Origin of the sequence: Curvivirga sp. (assembly GCF_965219885.1) — a bacterium.
GTDB lineage: Bacteria > Pseudomonadota > Alphaproteobacteria > UBA8366 > Aestuariispiraceae > Curvivirga.
This window is the reverse complement of the sequence record NZ_CBDCOT010000009.1, coordinates 319,820-335,660: the sequence shown is the minus strand read 5'-3', so window position 1 is coordinate 335,660 and position 15,841 is coordinate 319,820. Positions and strand designations below refer to the sequence as shown.

The window sequence follows — 15,841 nt, the reverse complement described above, 5'->3', positions numbered from 1 at the left end:
ATTTTATCTTTATACTTTATTAATTCTGAGTTAGTAGAATACCTCTGTGGAGAGGTTTATGAGTATAATAAATAAGATAAAAGAGCCGGAATTAATCGCGCTCTATGAATATTGGTGTGAAATAAAGGGCGAGCGATTAGCGCCATCTCGATCCGATTTTCATCCTATGGATATTCCAAAATTGCTACCACATATTTTCTTGTATGATGTCTTGAAGGATTATCCTGATTATCGCATGCGTTTATTTGGATCAGCCTTGGTTGAAGCGTTGGGGCGTGATGTAACGGGTATGACGTTTGATGAGATTTATGGTGGTACCAATGATTTGAAACGTGATTATGACGAAGTTGTTTTGTCTCTGGAGCCTTCCTATTCGGAAGGCGATGCGAATTGGATTAATACGAGTTACCTGACATATCATCGTCTTTTGCTTCCCATGAGCAGTGATGGAATAAGAGCAGATAAACTTCTTGGGATGACCTTATTTGTGAAAAAGAAAACCAAGGCGGATCATTATCGTAATTTGTTAGATAATAGAGGCGATTAGCGAAGTCGATTTGGAGTGAGATCCCCCAGTAAATCGTTAGGTATTGAGACAGTTTTACTTGTTATTAAATCACTAGCAATCTCTGAAAGAGCCGGAGCTGTTTGAATACCGTAACCGCCTTGACCAGCCAGCCAGAAGAAGCCATCTGCATGATTATCAAATCCAACTACTGGTGTTTTATCTTTAACAAAATTGCGTAAACCAGCCCAGCTGTGTTCGACATGTGTAACTGGTGTCGTAACCATTTCTTCATATCGATATAATCCTTCGGCTAGTACCATATCATCTGCCCATGCGTCATGCGCCTCAACGATATCCTCATCGGCAGGTGAGATATATAATTTATCTCCCTGGGGTTTTGCGTACCAATCTTCGCTGGCGGATGCAAAAAGCGGCCAATCGGATGAATCATACCCATTAGGTGCGGGAATAACAGCCATGGACCGTCGTTTAGGCATTAACCCAATCTGGGGGATATTAGCTAAATCTGCGATATGATCAGCCCAAGCCCCAGCCGCATTTATTAAAATTGGAGTCTCGTAATTTTCATCAGGGGTGGTCAGTGTCCAAACCCCATTTTTATGATTTATTTTTTCTACGGGTTGTTTGGTTTTAATATGACCACCACGCGACTTAATGAGGCGTATATATCCTTGAAGAAGAAGGTCTGAATCGATGTCTTGCGCTTCGGTTTCTATGGCTGCAGCCGCAATTTTTTCTGGCCTAAGAATAGGAACAAGATCACATGCTTCTTTGGTTGTCAGGCGCTCCATAGCTGTTGCATCACTTAAATATGCTTCTAAGTCTTCTAACTCGCTTTCAGTGGCAATCAGCATCTCACCGCGTGGTGAGAGAAGGCTATGATCTGCAATTCCTGTTGGGGAGTTAAAGAATGTTTCTGAAGATGCGGTAAGTTGTTTTAAGGCCTTATTCCCATAATTGCGAATGAAGATCGCAGCGGACCTGCCAGAAGAATGGTATCCAAGACTGTCCTCTTGTTCTAAAACACAAATTGTACCATGTTCAGATAGATAAGTGGCAATACCTAACCCAGCGATGCCGCCACCTATAACAATAAAATCATATTTTTTAGCCATAATTCCCCCATCTACTAAACAACATTCTATCGTTAAATGGTTTTTGCTGGAACTGACAAGGTTAAAATGACGTCTATAAAACGATGTTTTGGTTTGGTTAGGCTGCCTTAACTGAATATGTTTCTTTGAACTTGTCTTGGATTGCCTGAATTTCCGCGGAAATCAAAGGATCTAACGGTTCTGCTTGATGTGTTTTTTCAATTTGTTGAATATCATTTTCAATGCGTTCAATCAGGTCTTCATCTGGCAAGCTTCCCGAATTCATAGGGTAATTTGCGCCAAAATATTTTGCATTCCAATATTCTTCGCGACAATGTTTCGCTGTATGGGGATGAGATAGATAATTCCCTAGCGGTCCCGCTTCGGCAGAAAGCTCACGGGCCAACATTTCATCATCGACTTGAATGCCTTCCCACATTTTTCGCATTAAACCGATCATTTCGTCACAAAAGGCAAGGGCATGTTTGGAGTATGTGATGCCTTCATCTAAGGAGCCGCAATAATCTACGGTTGCGGGACGTACATAAAAAGCACTCATCATATTCGTAGAAATTTCCCAAACTGCATCCTGATTAAATCGACGTGCGGCGGCCCAGCCGCCTAAGCCGGTGGCTGACGGCATATCCATGCTGCGCATAACCTGACAAATGGCTTGATCACCTAGATACATTTGGCTGAAGCCACCCAATCCGCCCGTGGCCGCTTCCATGAAAGACACATCAGAGCCAAGCATACAATAAGAGCCTTCTTGTACCAGTTGACTTAATACCAATGCACCTAAATCAGTAGCCAAGGCATGTGTGAGGCAGCCGGCTAAGGTGATCGGGGCTGATGCGCCTCCCATGGTCACGGTTCCTATCACCACCGGAACGCCTGCTTTGACGCCTTCGATGATTTGATGAGTATGGGATTTTGCATAAAAAAGCGGAAGCGGTGTGATAACTTGCGCAAAGTAAGGTTTCTCAGCCAGTTTATCTTTGCCACCACGAATAGCTGATGCCATCTCGACCACGACATCAAAGGTTTCGGGAAACTCACACAGAAATTCAAGCGGTTTCGTTGTATTTGAAGCCAGCACGGCAAACTCATCTATCTCACCATGAATGTTGGATTCTTCGACAATCTTGCAGGAGACACATGCGCCATCGATATTAGGTAGGGCATCAACCAAGCGTGTGATCTCTATAAGATCTTGTTTAGTGCTGGATCGAACGCCTTTTTCTTCTTTTTCATCATAAACCTGAATACACGTCATGCCTGAAAAGAACCAGGTATGATGATGATCAAGATCGATATATTCAGTTCCGGGACGGTTCCATAACTTAATGGTGCGTGCACAACTTGCTAATGAGTCACGGATCAGTTTTTCTGGAAATTTAACTAATCCTTCTTCGTTCACAATACATCCTGCATCACGGAAATAGGTGAGGGCAATTTCATCATCTGCTTCAAAGCCAATGCCTGTATTGACCAGAATTTCAATCGCCGCATCAATGACTGCTGTTACGGCTTTCGGGGTTAAAGGATTATATGGCTGCAGCATTTGGTCCGTTAGGCCTTTATCCTTGAATTTTAAAGTCGGATTTTCTGCTTCTGCGGCAACTGCTGCGCGTTTGCCTTTACGTCCCAATCGTTTTGCCATCTCACTATACCTTCGTTTACTTTGTTAAAATAATTATTAAATGATTATTTAATAAGAGTCAAGATGCGGTGAGCATATGTAATAGTAGAAGGAAAATGGACTTAATTTTCTATCTGTCTCTATGTTCTCGTTTTTAATTAGGCTCAGGATAAATTCCATTCACTTGTCATAATGAAAATTGCTGTGTAGTCTTTTGTGCAATGCAAAATAATTACATGACGGGAGACAAAAATGTCAGCGGTAAATGACGTTGTAATTTTGGATGGCGCGCGTACGGCCATCGGTGGTTTTGGTGGTAGTTTAAGTGGTTTAACACCAGCCGAACTAGGGGAGGCAGCTGCAAAAGAAGCGATTGCACGTTCTAATGTCGCAGCGGAAGATATTGATCATTGCGTAATTGGTCATATTATCCCAACAGGAGCTGCAGATGCTTATTTAAGCCGTGATATTGCACTGCGAGCAGGATTAAAAAATGCATCTAAGGCATTAAACGTGAATCGCCTGTGCGGGTCTTCCGTTCAATCCATTATTTCTGCTGTTCAAATGGTAGCTTTAGGGGATAGTAAAATCGCATTGGCAGGTGGTGCAGAATCTATGAGCCAAGGTGTTTATTACACACAGAAGGCACGTTTTGGGCAAAAAATGGGTGATATGTCCATGATGGACATGACCGTTGGTGTTTTAACGGACCCATTTGACAGTGGCCATATGGGCATGACAGCAGAACGTATTTCTGATCAATATCAGATTTCCCGCGAAGAAATGGATGAATATTCCGTAGAAAGTCATAAGCGAGCTCAAAATGCCATTGATCAGGGATATTTCAAATCTCAAATCGTGCCTGTGGAAGTAAAAAAAGGACGCCAGATGGTGACTTTTGATACGGATGAACATGTACGCGCGGATGCATCCATGGAAAATATGGGTAAGCTAAAAGCAGCTTTTAAAAAAGATGGTAAAGTTACACCTGGTAATGCATCCGGTATTAATGATGCAGCCGCAGCATTGGTTCTTACCACTATGGATGAAGCAGAAAAACGTGGGTTAAAGCCAAAAGCACGTATTCTGTCTTATGGTTTCGGTGGTGTTGCACCAGAGGTGATGGGGCTTGGCCCGAATGAAGCTGTTCCAGAAGCGCTAGAAAAGGCGGGCTTAAAGGTCGAAGATATGGATGTTATTGAATCCAATGAAGCTTTTGCCGTTCAAGCTATGGCCGTGAGCAAATCTTTAGGATTTGATTCTGAGAAAGTAAACCCAAATGGCGGTGCCGTGGCTTTAGGGCATCCGGTTGGCGCCACAGGGGCAATCATTACCTTGAAATGTGTTTATGAACTTGAACGTATTGGTGGTAAATACGGCCTTATCACCATGTGTATTGGTGGCGGTCAAGGTATAGCCTTGGTGATTGAAAAGCTTTAAGTTTTAGATGAGTTAATAGGAAAAGCCCTGAAAGAAATTTCAGGGCTTTTTTGCCAATCCATCGAAATGTTATTCGTTTGGTTCGCTCTCATCAACACGACGCCAAATGGGGAATGTATCTTCATATGCTGGTAAATCATGAGGGCCGATTGCTTCTTCTTCAGGCACAAGACATTGATCTAACCTTGCTTCTAATGCAGGCCAATTAATACCAGAACCAATGAATACGATTTCCTGACGGCGATCCCCCCATGGGTCCTGCCAATGCTTTTCTTTGTAATTACGTGCACCGTCATTATCGGGATACTTATCTTCAGGAACTGTCGCCCACCAGTTGCCGAGGGGGGACATATTAGAAAGTGCACCCGCTAAAGAAAATTCCAGCACCCAATCAGGGCGGGTAGAAATCCAGAAATGCCCTTTTGCCCGAATGACGCCCGGTAAATCACCATTTAACAAAGATTGAATATGTTCAGGAATGAAAGGGCGTCTTGCCCGATACACATGAGAGGTGATGCCATATTCTTCTGTTTCTGGCGTATGATCTGCGAAGCCATATAATTCTTTTGCCCACATTGGGTGTTCATGGGCTTTTTGATAATCGAATAAACCTGTATCCAGTATTTTATCGGAGGCCACATTTGAATGGTCTGTTTCAATAATCTTTGCATCTGCATTTAGACTTCGAATGATTTTACGTGCCGCATCTACATTTTCAGTACCTGCATCACTGACTTTGTTGAGGATAACCACATCTGCAAATTCGATTTGATCGGTTAATAGATGAACCAAAGTACGATCATCTTCTTCACCTAAAGTTTCTCCTCTGTCACTTAAAAAATCATGTGAGGAATAGTCTTTCAATAGGTTTACAGCATCGACAACGGTTACCATTGTATCCAATCTGGAAACATCAGATAAGCTAACACCATCTTCATCACGAAAATCAAATGTTGCTGCAACAGGAAGAGGCTCTGAAATACCTGTAGACTCGATTAAGAGATAATCAAATTTACCTTCTTCTGCCAATCGGCGAACCTCAAGCAATAAATCATCGCGTAAAGTACAGCAGATACAACCATTAGACATCTCAACTAATGTTTCATCTGTACGACTAAGCTCTGTATCGGCGCGCACCAAATCTGCATCAATATTCACCTCTGACATATCATTAACAATCACTGCGACGCGTTTATTGTCTCGATTGTTTAGAACACGATTTAAGAGAGTGGTTTTACCCGCGCCCAGGAAACCGGATAGGACAGTTACGGGAAGGCGGTTGGTGGATGGGCTCATTTCATTCATTTTACTCGATCCTCTAATTACGTCCTGATCAACTGGTACTATGGCAGTTGAAAGATATGATAATTGTTATGTTATAACATAACAATTATCAAGAAGAGATATGTATAATCATCCTCGGCAAAGTTTACGAGCTCACGACGGATAATATGGAAAGTCGGATGACGTTAGTACGTTATAGAAATTAAGAAATTATAGAAGATCGGATTGGGAGGGAGATACTGAAACAACTGCCCTTATCAACTTCGCTGGTGATATACATCTTACCACGATGTCGATTGACAATATGTTTTACAATTGCCAAGCCAAGGCCTGTTCCCCCCATTTCACGAGAGCGTGCAGTGTCGACGCGATAAAAACGTTCCGTCAATCTTGGAAGGCTGTCTTCAGGTATACCTTTACCCTGATCAGCAATAGCCACGGAAATATGATCTTCGTCTACATTTTGAACCGTCACGGTAACGATTGAATTTTTCTTGGCGCCGTTTTCGGAACCATATTTGATCGCGTTATCTATTAAGTTTTGGAAAACTTGAATGAGCTGTCCTTCATCCCCCTGAATCAAGGGAATATCTTCTGCGATCTTAAGATCAAGTGTGGTTTGGTTCTTGTCCGCTTTCATCTTAAGTGTGTCGCATGTTTTGCGAAGTGCATCACGTATATCTACATCCCCTGTGGGGCGGGAATGTTCGTCCACTTCAATACGGGATAGGGATAATAAGTCTTCAATGATTTGAAGCATACGTTCAGCTTGTTCTTGCATAATGCCCAAAAACTGAAGACGTGCTTCTTCGTCATCTTTAGCAGGGCCAAGTAAGGTTTCTGCAAATCCCACCAAACTGGTCAATGGGGTACGTAATTCATGACTTACATTGGCAACGAAATCGGCGCGCATGGCTTCACTGCGTTCCACTTTGGTCACATCCTGCATGGCTAACAGGATAGCAGAATGTTCGTTTTTGCCATCCTCACCAATTGTCGCGATAGGCAGAATGCGAACTTCCATTTTTGTGGCGACATTGGAGGGTAATTCAATCGCCACTGTTTGTGCTTCGCCCGTATCCAGCACATAATCAATACCATCAATTAACTCTGGATGACGTAAGACGGATGTGAGTGGTCGACCGGGGGAAAGATTTGGAAAATATTCCCGGGCAGTTGCATTACGGCGTAAACAACGATGTTTCTTATTGATGAAGATTAACGGATCAGGCAATCCATCAATCATCTTTTCAATCATCTCTGCACGCTGATCTAAGGCATGATGGCTGCTTTGAAGGTCAGATTGCGTGATAGAAAGCTGTTGTTTTACATAAAATTCCCTCTCAAGGCTGAGGCTTGAAAGAATATAGATGGTGACGCTTGATAATGTGCCCACTAAAAGGGCTGCGACCATTGAGATATAGTCGAAATAGTAAAAGCTGATAATCATGACCAAAATAGGTGCTATCGCAATAACCGCTGCTTGGATCTTTTCCGGCAATGTCGGGGCTGTGAGATAACTTTTGTTCATGTCCTATCAGCTTTACTAAATCTTAAAAGGTCTGTTTAACGAAGCGCATCATGCACGGCAAGAGCAGCCGCATTCACGATGTCATTCACAGACGCACCAGTTTGTACAATTTGTACCGGTTTACTCATTCCCATTACCAAGGGGCCAATAACAGTACATTTACCAATTTCTTGTAACAGACGCGTTGCAATATGTGCAGAATGCAAGCCCGGCATTACTAGGATATTCGCATCACCTGAAAGTTTACAGAATGGATAGAGGCGTTCGCGCTGTTCCGAATTTAGGGCAACAGATGGCGACATTTCCCCATCAAATTCAAAAGATACACGACGATCATTGAGAATCTGAACCGCTTCACTGATGCGATTGGATTTCACGATGGATGGATTACCGAAACTGGATGCAGACATAAAGGCCACGCGTGGTTCAAGACCAAGGCTTTGTGCAAATGTTGCTGTTTGTTCGGAAATATCTGCCAATGTTTTCGCATCTGGTGTGTCATGAATAGATGTATCTGCAACGAAATAGGTGCGACCACGGGAAACGATAATCATCAAGCCCATAGGGACTTCGCCTTTTTTCGTATCAATGACACGTTGAACAGCATCAAACGAATCATGGAAGTGACGTGTTACACCAGTTACGACAGCGTCTGTTTCATTCAACGCCAACATACAAGATGCAAAGACATTGCGATCTTGGTTTACTTGATGCAAGCAATCGCGATACATGAAACCTTTACGTTGTAGGCGTTTATACAGGAATTCCGCATATTTCTCATTACGATGAGAAAGTTTAGCATTTTGAATTTCAATATCCCCGCCATCTAGGCCAAGTTCTTCCATTTTCTTAACAATACGATCTTCACGACCAATAAGAACCGGATAACCATAACCCGCATTGCGGAATGCAACAGCTGCGCGGATCACGCGTTCTTCTTCACCTTCAGCAAAAGTAACACGACGTGGGTTTGATCGAACTTTGGAGAAGATTAAGTTCAACATACCTGCAGTTGGATCAAGACGTTGTTTCAATTCCTGACGATAGCGTTCCATATCGATGATCGGTTTTGCTGCAACACCGGAATCCATCGCGGCTTGCGCCACTGCGCCTGGAACCGCCACGATCAGGCGTGGATCAAATGGTGCCGGGATAATATAATCCGGGCCGTAAACCAATTTTGTGCCACCGTAAGCGGCCGCAACTTCGTCAGGTACATCTTCGCGCGCTAGTTCCGCAATGGCACGAGCCGCAGCTGTTTTCATCTCATCGTTAATGGTGCTTGCGCGCACATCCAAGGCGCCACGGAAAATATACGGGAAGCCAAGTACGTTATTTACTTGGTTGGCAAAGTCAGAACGACCTGTTGCAATGATTGCATCTTTACGTACTGCTTTCACTTCATCTGGAGTGATTTCTGGATCAGGATTTGCCATTGCAAAGATGATTGGCTGATCCGCCATATCCTTGACCATTTTGCCGGTAACGGCACCTTTTACAGAAAGGCCAAAGAAAACATCAGCGCCTTTTAAAGCTTCTTGCAAAGTGCGATCTTTGGTGGCGACAGCATGAGCGGATTTCCATTGGTTCATGCCTTCTTCGCGACCTTGATAAATTACGCCTTTGGAATCACACATGATAACGTTTTCTGATGGCATGCCTAAAGCTTTGACCAATTCCACGCAGGCAATGGCCGCAGCACCCGCCCCGTTACAAACAAGCTTTGTTGTTTTGATGTCGCGATTGGTAAGGTCTAATGCGTTTAATAAACCTGCAGCCGCGATGATCGCTGTACCATGTTGGTCGTCGTGGAAGACCGGGATATCCATCAATTCGCGTAAGCGCTGCTCAATAATGAAACATTCCGGTGCTTTGATATCTTCCAGGTTAATACCACCAAAGCTGGGTCCGAGATAACGAACGGCATTTACGAACTCATCAACATCTGTCGTATCAACTTCAAGATCGATACCATCTACGTCGGCGAAACGTTTAAATAGGACGGCTTTACCTTCCATCACTGGTTTGGATGCAAGTGCACCGATTGAACCAAGGCCAAGAACTGCGGTACCGTTGGAAATAACGGCAACGACGTTACCTTTGGCTGTATAATCATAAGCAGTTGAGGGGTCTTCTTCGATACGAAGGCAAGGAATTGCAACACCCGGAGAATAGGCGAGAGACAAATCACGCTGCGTTGTCAGCGGTTTGGTTGCGGAAATTTCCAGTTTACCAGGGCGACCTTGTGCGTGGAATACCAACGCATCTTCGTCTGTCATGCTTTTTTTATCAGCCATTTTTGATCCAATTTAGTTCGGCGGTTACTTCATCAAAATAGAGACGTTAATCTGCGAAAAAGCGTCATCTATCCTGTAGATACCCTAGCCAATCCGGTTTGACAAAGCATTCTGGAACAGGAAAAAACTGTCTAACATTTCGGAGTTTTCTTAAGTCACTGAAATATAGTATTTTTGTGACACTATCATGACATATTAGAAACTGTTTCTATTAGATAAAAACAGCGTTGATTCAATGGACTAGATGAAAAGTTGGAAAAGTCATGGCTTATGCCTTGTGAGGAAAGGGACTCTGCTTATACTCTGACTCCCTTTAAAGAATGATTATGTGACCCATTTTACTAAGAAAACTCATGCCTGATACTGCTGCAAAAACAGAAACCACAAAAACTGCACCCAAAGTCACTCCGATGATGGCGCAATATCTATCCATCAAGGAACAGCATCAAGATCATTTACTGTTCTATCGTATGGGGGATTTTTATGAGTTGTTCTTTGATGACGCTGTAAAAGCTGCAGAGGCGCTGGATATCACGCTGACCAAACGTGGCAAGCATGAAGATACGGAAATCCCAATGTGTGGTGTGCCCTATCATGCTGCGGAAAATTATATGGCGCGCCTCATCCGCCAAGGGTTTCGTGTCGCCGTTTGTGAACAAACCGAAGACCCCGCCGAAGCAAAAAAGCGTGGTTCCAAATCTGTTGTGCGTCGTGAAGTTAAACGGGTCGTCACGCAAGGTACCTTAACCGAAGATACATTGTTGGATGCGCGCAGCCATAACTATCTGGCCGCACTGGCATCTGCAGGCAAAGATATGGCGTTAAGTTGGGCAGATATGTCTACGGGTATTTTCCATGTGCAACGGATTGAAGATGGAAAATTGGGCGCGGTGCTCGCACGTGTATCCCCGGGTGAATTATTAGTGTCGCAAAAATTGATGGAGAAACCAGAGCTTTTCGACATCTTTGCTGAATGGCAACATATCATTACCCCACAACCTGATAGTCGTTTCGACAGCATTAATAATGAAAATCGCTTAAAGGATTTTTATGGTGTTGCCTCTCTTGATGCATTTGGTGATTTTAGTCGTGGTGAAACATCTGCGGCGGGGGCATTACTTGATTATCTAGAGCTTACCCAAGTTGATAAAATGCCGCGACTAGAGAAACTATCCCAAGTTTCTGATGGCGGTCTGATGGAGATTGACCAAGCCACACGCCGTAATCTGGAACTTGCAATTACCTTGTCTGGGGAACGTAAGGGTAGTTTGCTTGCAACAATTGATCGAACCGTGACCGGGGCGGGCGCACGTGCGCTTTCTGCCCGTTTGGCAGCACCTCTCACCAATCCTATGGATGTGAATGATCGTCTGGATATGGTGGCGTTCTTCATGAATGCGGATATGGCACGTGGTGACTTACGTGACTTATTAAAAGAAACACCAGATTTGGAACGGGCGCTAGGGCGTATTGGCCTTGGACGTGGCGGACCACGTGATCTGGCGGCAATCCGTGATGGGTTAGGGGCGACCAATCGTGTGAAAGCTATTCTTGCAAGTGCAGGGATGGAGTTGCCACGCGGTATTGGCGAGGCCGAAAAAGGTCTTGGCCTTCATGACGTAATTGTGGAGCGCCTTCATCAAGCATTGGATACAGATTTACCTGTATTGGCACGCGATGGTGGTTTTATTGCCGAAGGATATAATCCACGCCTTGATGAATTAAGGGTGATGGGCAGCGAAAGCCGCCGTTTGATTAGTAATCTTGAAAGTAAATATAAAGAACAGACTGGCGTAGATACTTTAAAAGTTAAGCATAATAATGTGCTTGGATATTTTATTGAAGTCACAGCACGTAATTCCGACAAAATGACGGAAGAATTTATTCATCGTCAATCCATGACCAATGCGGTACGCTATACCACAACTGAGCTATCCGAACTGGCACGTGATATCGTCGAATCCAAAGGGAAAGCCTTGGCGTTGGAGCAAGAGCTTTTCCAAGATCTGGCCAATGATGTGATGAACCGTGCGGAAGATGTGGCACGTGCAGCGCGTGCTATGGCGGAACTTGATTTATCCGCGGCCTTGGCAATGTTGGCAGATGAACAGGATTATTGTCGCCCGGTTGTTGATAATTCGCTGGCTTTTGATATCGAAGCTGGGCGTCATCCTGTGGTGGAAGCAGCCCTTGGTAAAACCGGCGATAGCCATTTTGTCCCTAATGGGTGTGATCTTGGCGGTGAACGGCGTTTATGGTTGATCACGGGTCCAAACATGGCTGGTAAATCTACATTCCTACGACAAAATGCTTTGATTGCGATTATGGCGCAAATCGGTAGTTATGTGCCTGCGCGTGCGGCCCATATCGGGGTGGTTGATCGCTTGTTCAGTCGTGTTGGGGCGGCCGATGATCTGGCCCGTGGCCGTTCCACATTTATGGTGGAAATGGTAGAGACAGCAACGATTCTAAATCAATCAACAGATCGTTCCTTAGTGATTTTGGATGAGATTGGCCGGGGTACGGCGACTTTTGATGGTTTATCCATTGCCTGGGCCTGTGTTGAACATCTGCATGAAATTTGTAAAAGCCGTGCGCTTTTTGCCACCCATTACCATGAATTAACCGCGCTAACGGAAAAGTTAGATAGTTTGAAGCCGTATTCCATGCGTGTGAAGGAATGGAAAGGAGATGTTATCTTCTTACATGAAGTGGCAGCAGGGGCGGCAGATCGATCTTACGGTATCCATGTAGCCCGTCTTGCAGGTTTACCAAAAGCCGTGGTTAAGCGTGCGGAAGATGTGTTGCATACCTTGGAAAAAGGTGAGCAATCCGGTGCGGTAACCCGTTTGGTGGATGATTTACCGCTATTCCAGGCAATGTTAACGCAGGTTGAGGAAGAAGAGGCTGCAGAAGCCGCAGCAATCGCCGCAGCAGGTCCGTCGGAAGTTGAGCAAGCCTTGGCAGATATTGACCCGGATGATCTGACCCCGCGGGCGGCCCTTGAACAGCTTTATGCGTTAAAGTCACTTTTATCGGAATAGTATTGCTTAATACTTGTGCATTCTTTTGGATCGTCTAAAATTCAGGCAAATTATCTTTTCGCCTGAAAGTTTGGACCTATGGAAAGCCTGAAAAATCGTCGCAAGATTATCAATCGTCAGGAACTGCAGCTAGCGCTGGAAGCACTTTGGGATGATAAAGATTTATCCACACAAAAAAGACGTCAACAATGGCTTGGTCTTTATAAAGAGGCTTTGAAAAAGGGCCATGCAGAGGTTGAACGCCGCTTTATTGAGGATCAAGATGGTGCCAAGGCTGTGATGGGCAATGCCTTCGTTATGGATCAGGTCATTCGGGTTCTATATGATGTGACCACTAAATATTTATATCCTGCCTCCAGTCCAACAATGTCAGAGACAGTTTGTGTCGTGGCTGTTGGTGGGTATGGTCGGGGCGAAATGTCCCCGCAATCTGATGTGGATTTGCTTTTTTTGCATGATTACAAAATCTCCCCGCGTGTTGAGCAGATCGTTGAAGAGATGCTTTATATGCTCTGGGATATGGGGCTTAAAGTTGGGCAATCAACCCGTTCTATTGATGAGTGTGTAAAACAAGCCAAAGCGGACTGGACCATTTGTACTTCCATGTTGGAAAGTCGTTATATTTGGGGTGAAAAGAAACTTTACACCAAAATGGCGCGTGCCTTTAACAAGCAAGTCATGAATGGCAACGAAAAGAAATTCATGGCGGCAAAATTAGAAGAAAGAGACGAACGTCATAAAAAGATGGGTGACACCCGTTATGTGTTAGAGCCGAATATTAAAGAAGGTAAAGGTGGCTTACGCGATCTGCATGCGCTCTATTGGATTACAAAAAGCCTTTATAAAGTTAAAGATATCTCTGAATTGGTTTTACAGAAGAAACTGACACAGAAAGAAGTCGACCGATTTAAAAAGGCGCAACAATATCTTTGGACGTTGCGCTGTCATCTTCATTATCTAACCAAGCGATCTGAAGACCGACTTACCTTTGATGTGCAGCCGGAACTGGCGCTTCGTATGGGGTATAAAAACCACGCAGGGGCGAGTGGTGTAGAGCGCTTTATGAAACATTACTTTCTGGTGGCGAAAGAGGTAGGGGATCTAACGCGTATCTTCCTGTCGGCTTTTGAAGCTAGTGCCCAAAAACGTCGGGTTTTAGGCGTGCCACTGAATATGTTTAAGAAGGAAGTAGAGGGTTTTAAAATCGATACGGGCCGACTGGCAGTGGCATCTGGCAAAGTGTTGGAAGAGAGTCCCATCGATATGTTACGTATCTTTCGGGTGTTTCAGCAAACGGATTACGATATTCATCCCCGTACAATTCGCAGTATTACAAGACGCTTAAATGTTATTAATAAAGATTTACAAAATGATCCAGAAGCCAATCGTATCTTCCTTGAAATTCTGACGGCGAAAGAAAACCCCGAAGTTACTTTACGTATGATGAATGAATGTGGGGTTTTAGGGCGTTTCTTACCTGATTTCGGACGTGTGGTCGCACAGATGCAATATGATATGTATCATGTTTACACGACGGATGAGCATACCATACGCGCAATTGGCATTATGAATATGATTGAGCAGGGAGAGCTGATTGATGATCATCCTGTCGCCTCAAAGATCTTTGATAAGGTGATTAGTAAGGATGCATTATATGTGGCTGTATTGCTGCATGATATTGCGAAGGGACGCGGGGGAGATCATTCTGTTCTGGGTGCGGAGGTTGCAGAAGAGGTTTGTCCACGTTTAGGGTTGAATGAAGAACAAACCCAAACTGTTATCTGGTTGGTGCGCGAACATCTCTTAATGTCTAATACTGCATTTAAACGTGATTTGGACGATCCCAAAACCATTGAAGATTTTGCCTCAAAAGTTCAATCCCTTGAACGATTACGTTTGCTGCTATGTCTAACAGTGGTAGATATCCGCGCAGTTGGACCAAATGTCTGGAACAATTGGAAAGCGACCCTTTTACGTGATCTCTATAATCGCACCGAAGATATTTTGTCTGGTGGTTTAGAAACGGAAGGGCGTGATAAGCGTATTGAAGGTGCGAAGGCAGCATTGGCTGAAAAACTGAACCATTGGCCAGAAGAATATCGCAACGAATATCTGAATTATGGTGTGGATAGTTATTATCTATCTTATCCCACCGATGAGCTGGCAAGGCAGGCAGAGATCGTTAAAGAAGCGGAAGATCATGAAAGCCCACTTACTTTCCGGGTGAGTGTTGATGAAGAAAATGCAGTGACTATCGTAACTGTCTTTGCTGGTGATCACCCGGGTTTGTTCTCTCGCCTTGCCGGGGCAATGGCTGTGTCTGGGGCTACTATTCTTAATGCGCGTATTCATACTTTCACGCATGGTATGGCGTTGGATAACTTCTGGGTACAGGATCTGGATGGTCAGGCATTTTCTGAGCCACGGAAAATTGTACGTTTGGAAGAAACCATTCGTAGGGTCTTGTCTGGTGAGTTACGTCCGTTGGAAGAATTAGGTCGTCGGGCCAAGAATGCGCTAAAAGATCGCCGGGATATCTTTACGGTGCCACCACGGGTATTGATTGATAATAAAGGATCTGAAACCTTCACGATCATAGAAGTAAATGGACGAGACCGCGCCGGTATTTTGTTTGATCTAACGTCGGCAATCACACGCCTTGGATTGCAAATCCGAAAATCAAAAATTTCCACCTTTGGAGAAGAGGTCGTTGACGTATTTTATGTGAAAGATGTCTTCGGTATGAAGATTGAACATAAAGGCAAGTTGGATCAAATCCGCGAAACTTTGTTGGATGTGTTAGAGCCTGACCGAAAAAATGACGCATCTAAGCAACTTGCAAGTTAGTGCTTAAAATAGATTTATGCCTTATCTATTTAGGCAGAAAATAAATAAACCCCTCCCAAATTTGAGAGGGGTTTTCTACTCTCCTAAGGAAGAAATTGACGCTCGTGAACAATTTTGTTCAGACGTTCCTCTA

The 15,841-nt window shown here is 44.1% G+C and carries 9 protein-coding genes; 4 read left to right on the top strand and 5 right to left on the bottom strand.

All coding sequences use genetic code 11. From position 1 onward, the window contains the following. The first annotated feature begins 58 nt into the window (after positions 1–58). Positions 59–547: a PAS domain-containing protein gene (locus tag ACOQOA_RS07070; protein ID WP_420547942.1), complete on the top strand. Its 489-nt coding sequence runs from the start codon at positions 59–61 to the stop codon at positions 545–547. On the opposite strand, the gene ACOQOA_RS07065 is transcribed toward ACOQOA_RS07070, so the two are convergent. Both ACOQOA_RS07065 and ACOQOA_RS07060 read right to left on the bottom strand, forming a co-directional pair. Next, a complete protein-coding gene (locus ACOQOA_RS07065) occupies positions 544–1,644 on the bottom strand; it encodes an NAD(P)/FAD-dependent oxidoreductase (RefSeq protein WP_420547941.1) in 1,101 nt (366 codons plus the stop codon). The genes ACOQOA_RS07070 and ACOQOA_RS07065 overlap by 4 nt on opposite strands. Positions 1,645–1,741: 97 nt before the next feature. After that, positions 1,742–3,286, bottom strand: coding sequence for a trimethylamine methyltransferase family protein (locus tag ACOQOA_RS07060; RefSeq protein WP_420547940.1), 1,545 nt, complete (start codon positions 3,284–3,286; stop codon positions 1,742–1,744). Positions 3,287–3,517: 231 nt separating this feature from the next. Here ACOQOA_RS07060 and bktB point away from each other — a divergent pair, with 231 nt between their 5' ends. Continuing rightward, a complete protein-coding gene (gene bktB, locus ACOQOA_RS07055) occupies positions 3,518–4,705 on the top strand; it encodes a beta-ketothiolase BktB (RefSeq protein ID WP_420547939.1) in 1,188 nt (395 codons plus the stop codon). A gap of 69 nt (positions 4,706–4,774) precedes the next feature. Here the strand turns inward: bktB and ACOQOA_RS07050 are convergent, their stop codons facing one another. The 3 genes from ACOQOA_RS07050 to ACOQOA_RS07040 all read right to left on the bottom strand — a co-directional run bounded on the left by ACOQOA_RS07050 (position 4,775) and on the right by ACOQOA_RS07040 (position 9,817). Next, positions 4,775–6,010 carry a GTP-binding protein gene (locus tag ACOQOA_RS07050; protein ID WP_420547938.1) on the bottom strand — a complete coding sequence of 412 codons (1,236 nt, stop codon included), beginning with the start codon at positions 6,008–6,010 and terminating at the stop codon, positions 4,775–4,777. A 181-nt stretch (positions 6,011–6,191) separates the two neighbouring features. Then, positions 6,192–7,520, bottom strand: coding sequence for an ATP-binding protein (locus ACOQOA_RS07045; protein WP_420547937.1), 1,329 nt, complete (start codon positions 7,518–7,520; stop codon positions 6,192–6,194). A 35-nt stretch (positions 7,521–7,555) separates the two neighbouring features. Further along, the gene (locus tag ACOQOA_RS07040; protein ID WP_420547936.1) at positions 7,556–9,817 is read right to left on the bottom strand and encodes an NADP-dependent malic enzyme; all 2,262 of its coding nucleotides are present in this window, start codon (positions 9,815–9,817) and stop codon (positions 7,556–7,558) included. Between the two features lie 353 nt (positions 9,818–10,170). Here ACOQOA_RS07040 and mutS point away from each other — a divergent pair, with 353 nt between their 5' ends. Together mutS and ACOQOA_RS07030 are read left to right on the top strand one after the other, a co-directional pair. Then, positions 10,171–12,861 carry a DNA mismatch repair protein MutS gene (gene mutS, locus ACOQOA_RS07035; protein WP_420547935.1) on the top strand — a complete coding sequence of 897 codons (2,691 nt, stop codon included), beginning with the start codon at positions 10,171–10,173 and terminating at the stop codon, positions 12,859–12,861. Between the two features lie 78 nt (positions 12,862–12,939). Then, entirely contained in the window at positions 12,940–15,708 is a 2,769-nt protein-coding gene (locus tag ACOQOA_RS07030) for a [protein-PII] uridylyltransferase (protein WP_420547934.1), read from the top strand. The last annotated feature ends 133 nt before the right edge of the window (positions 15,709–15,841 follow it).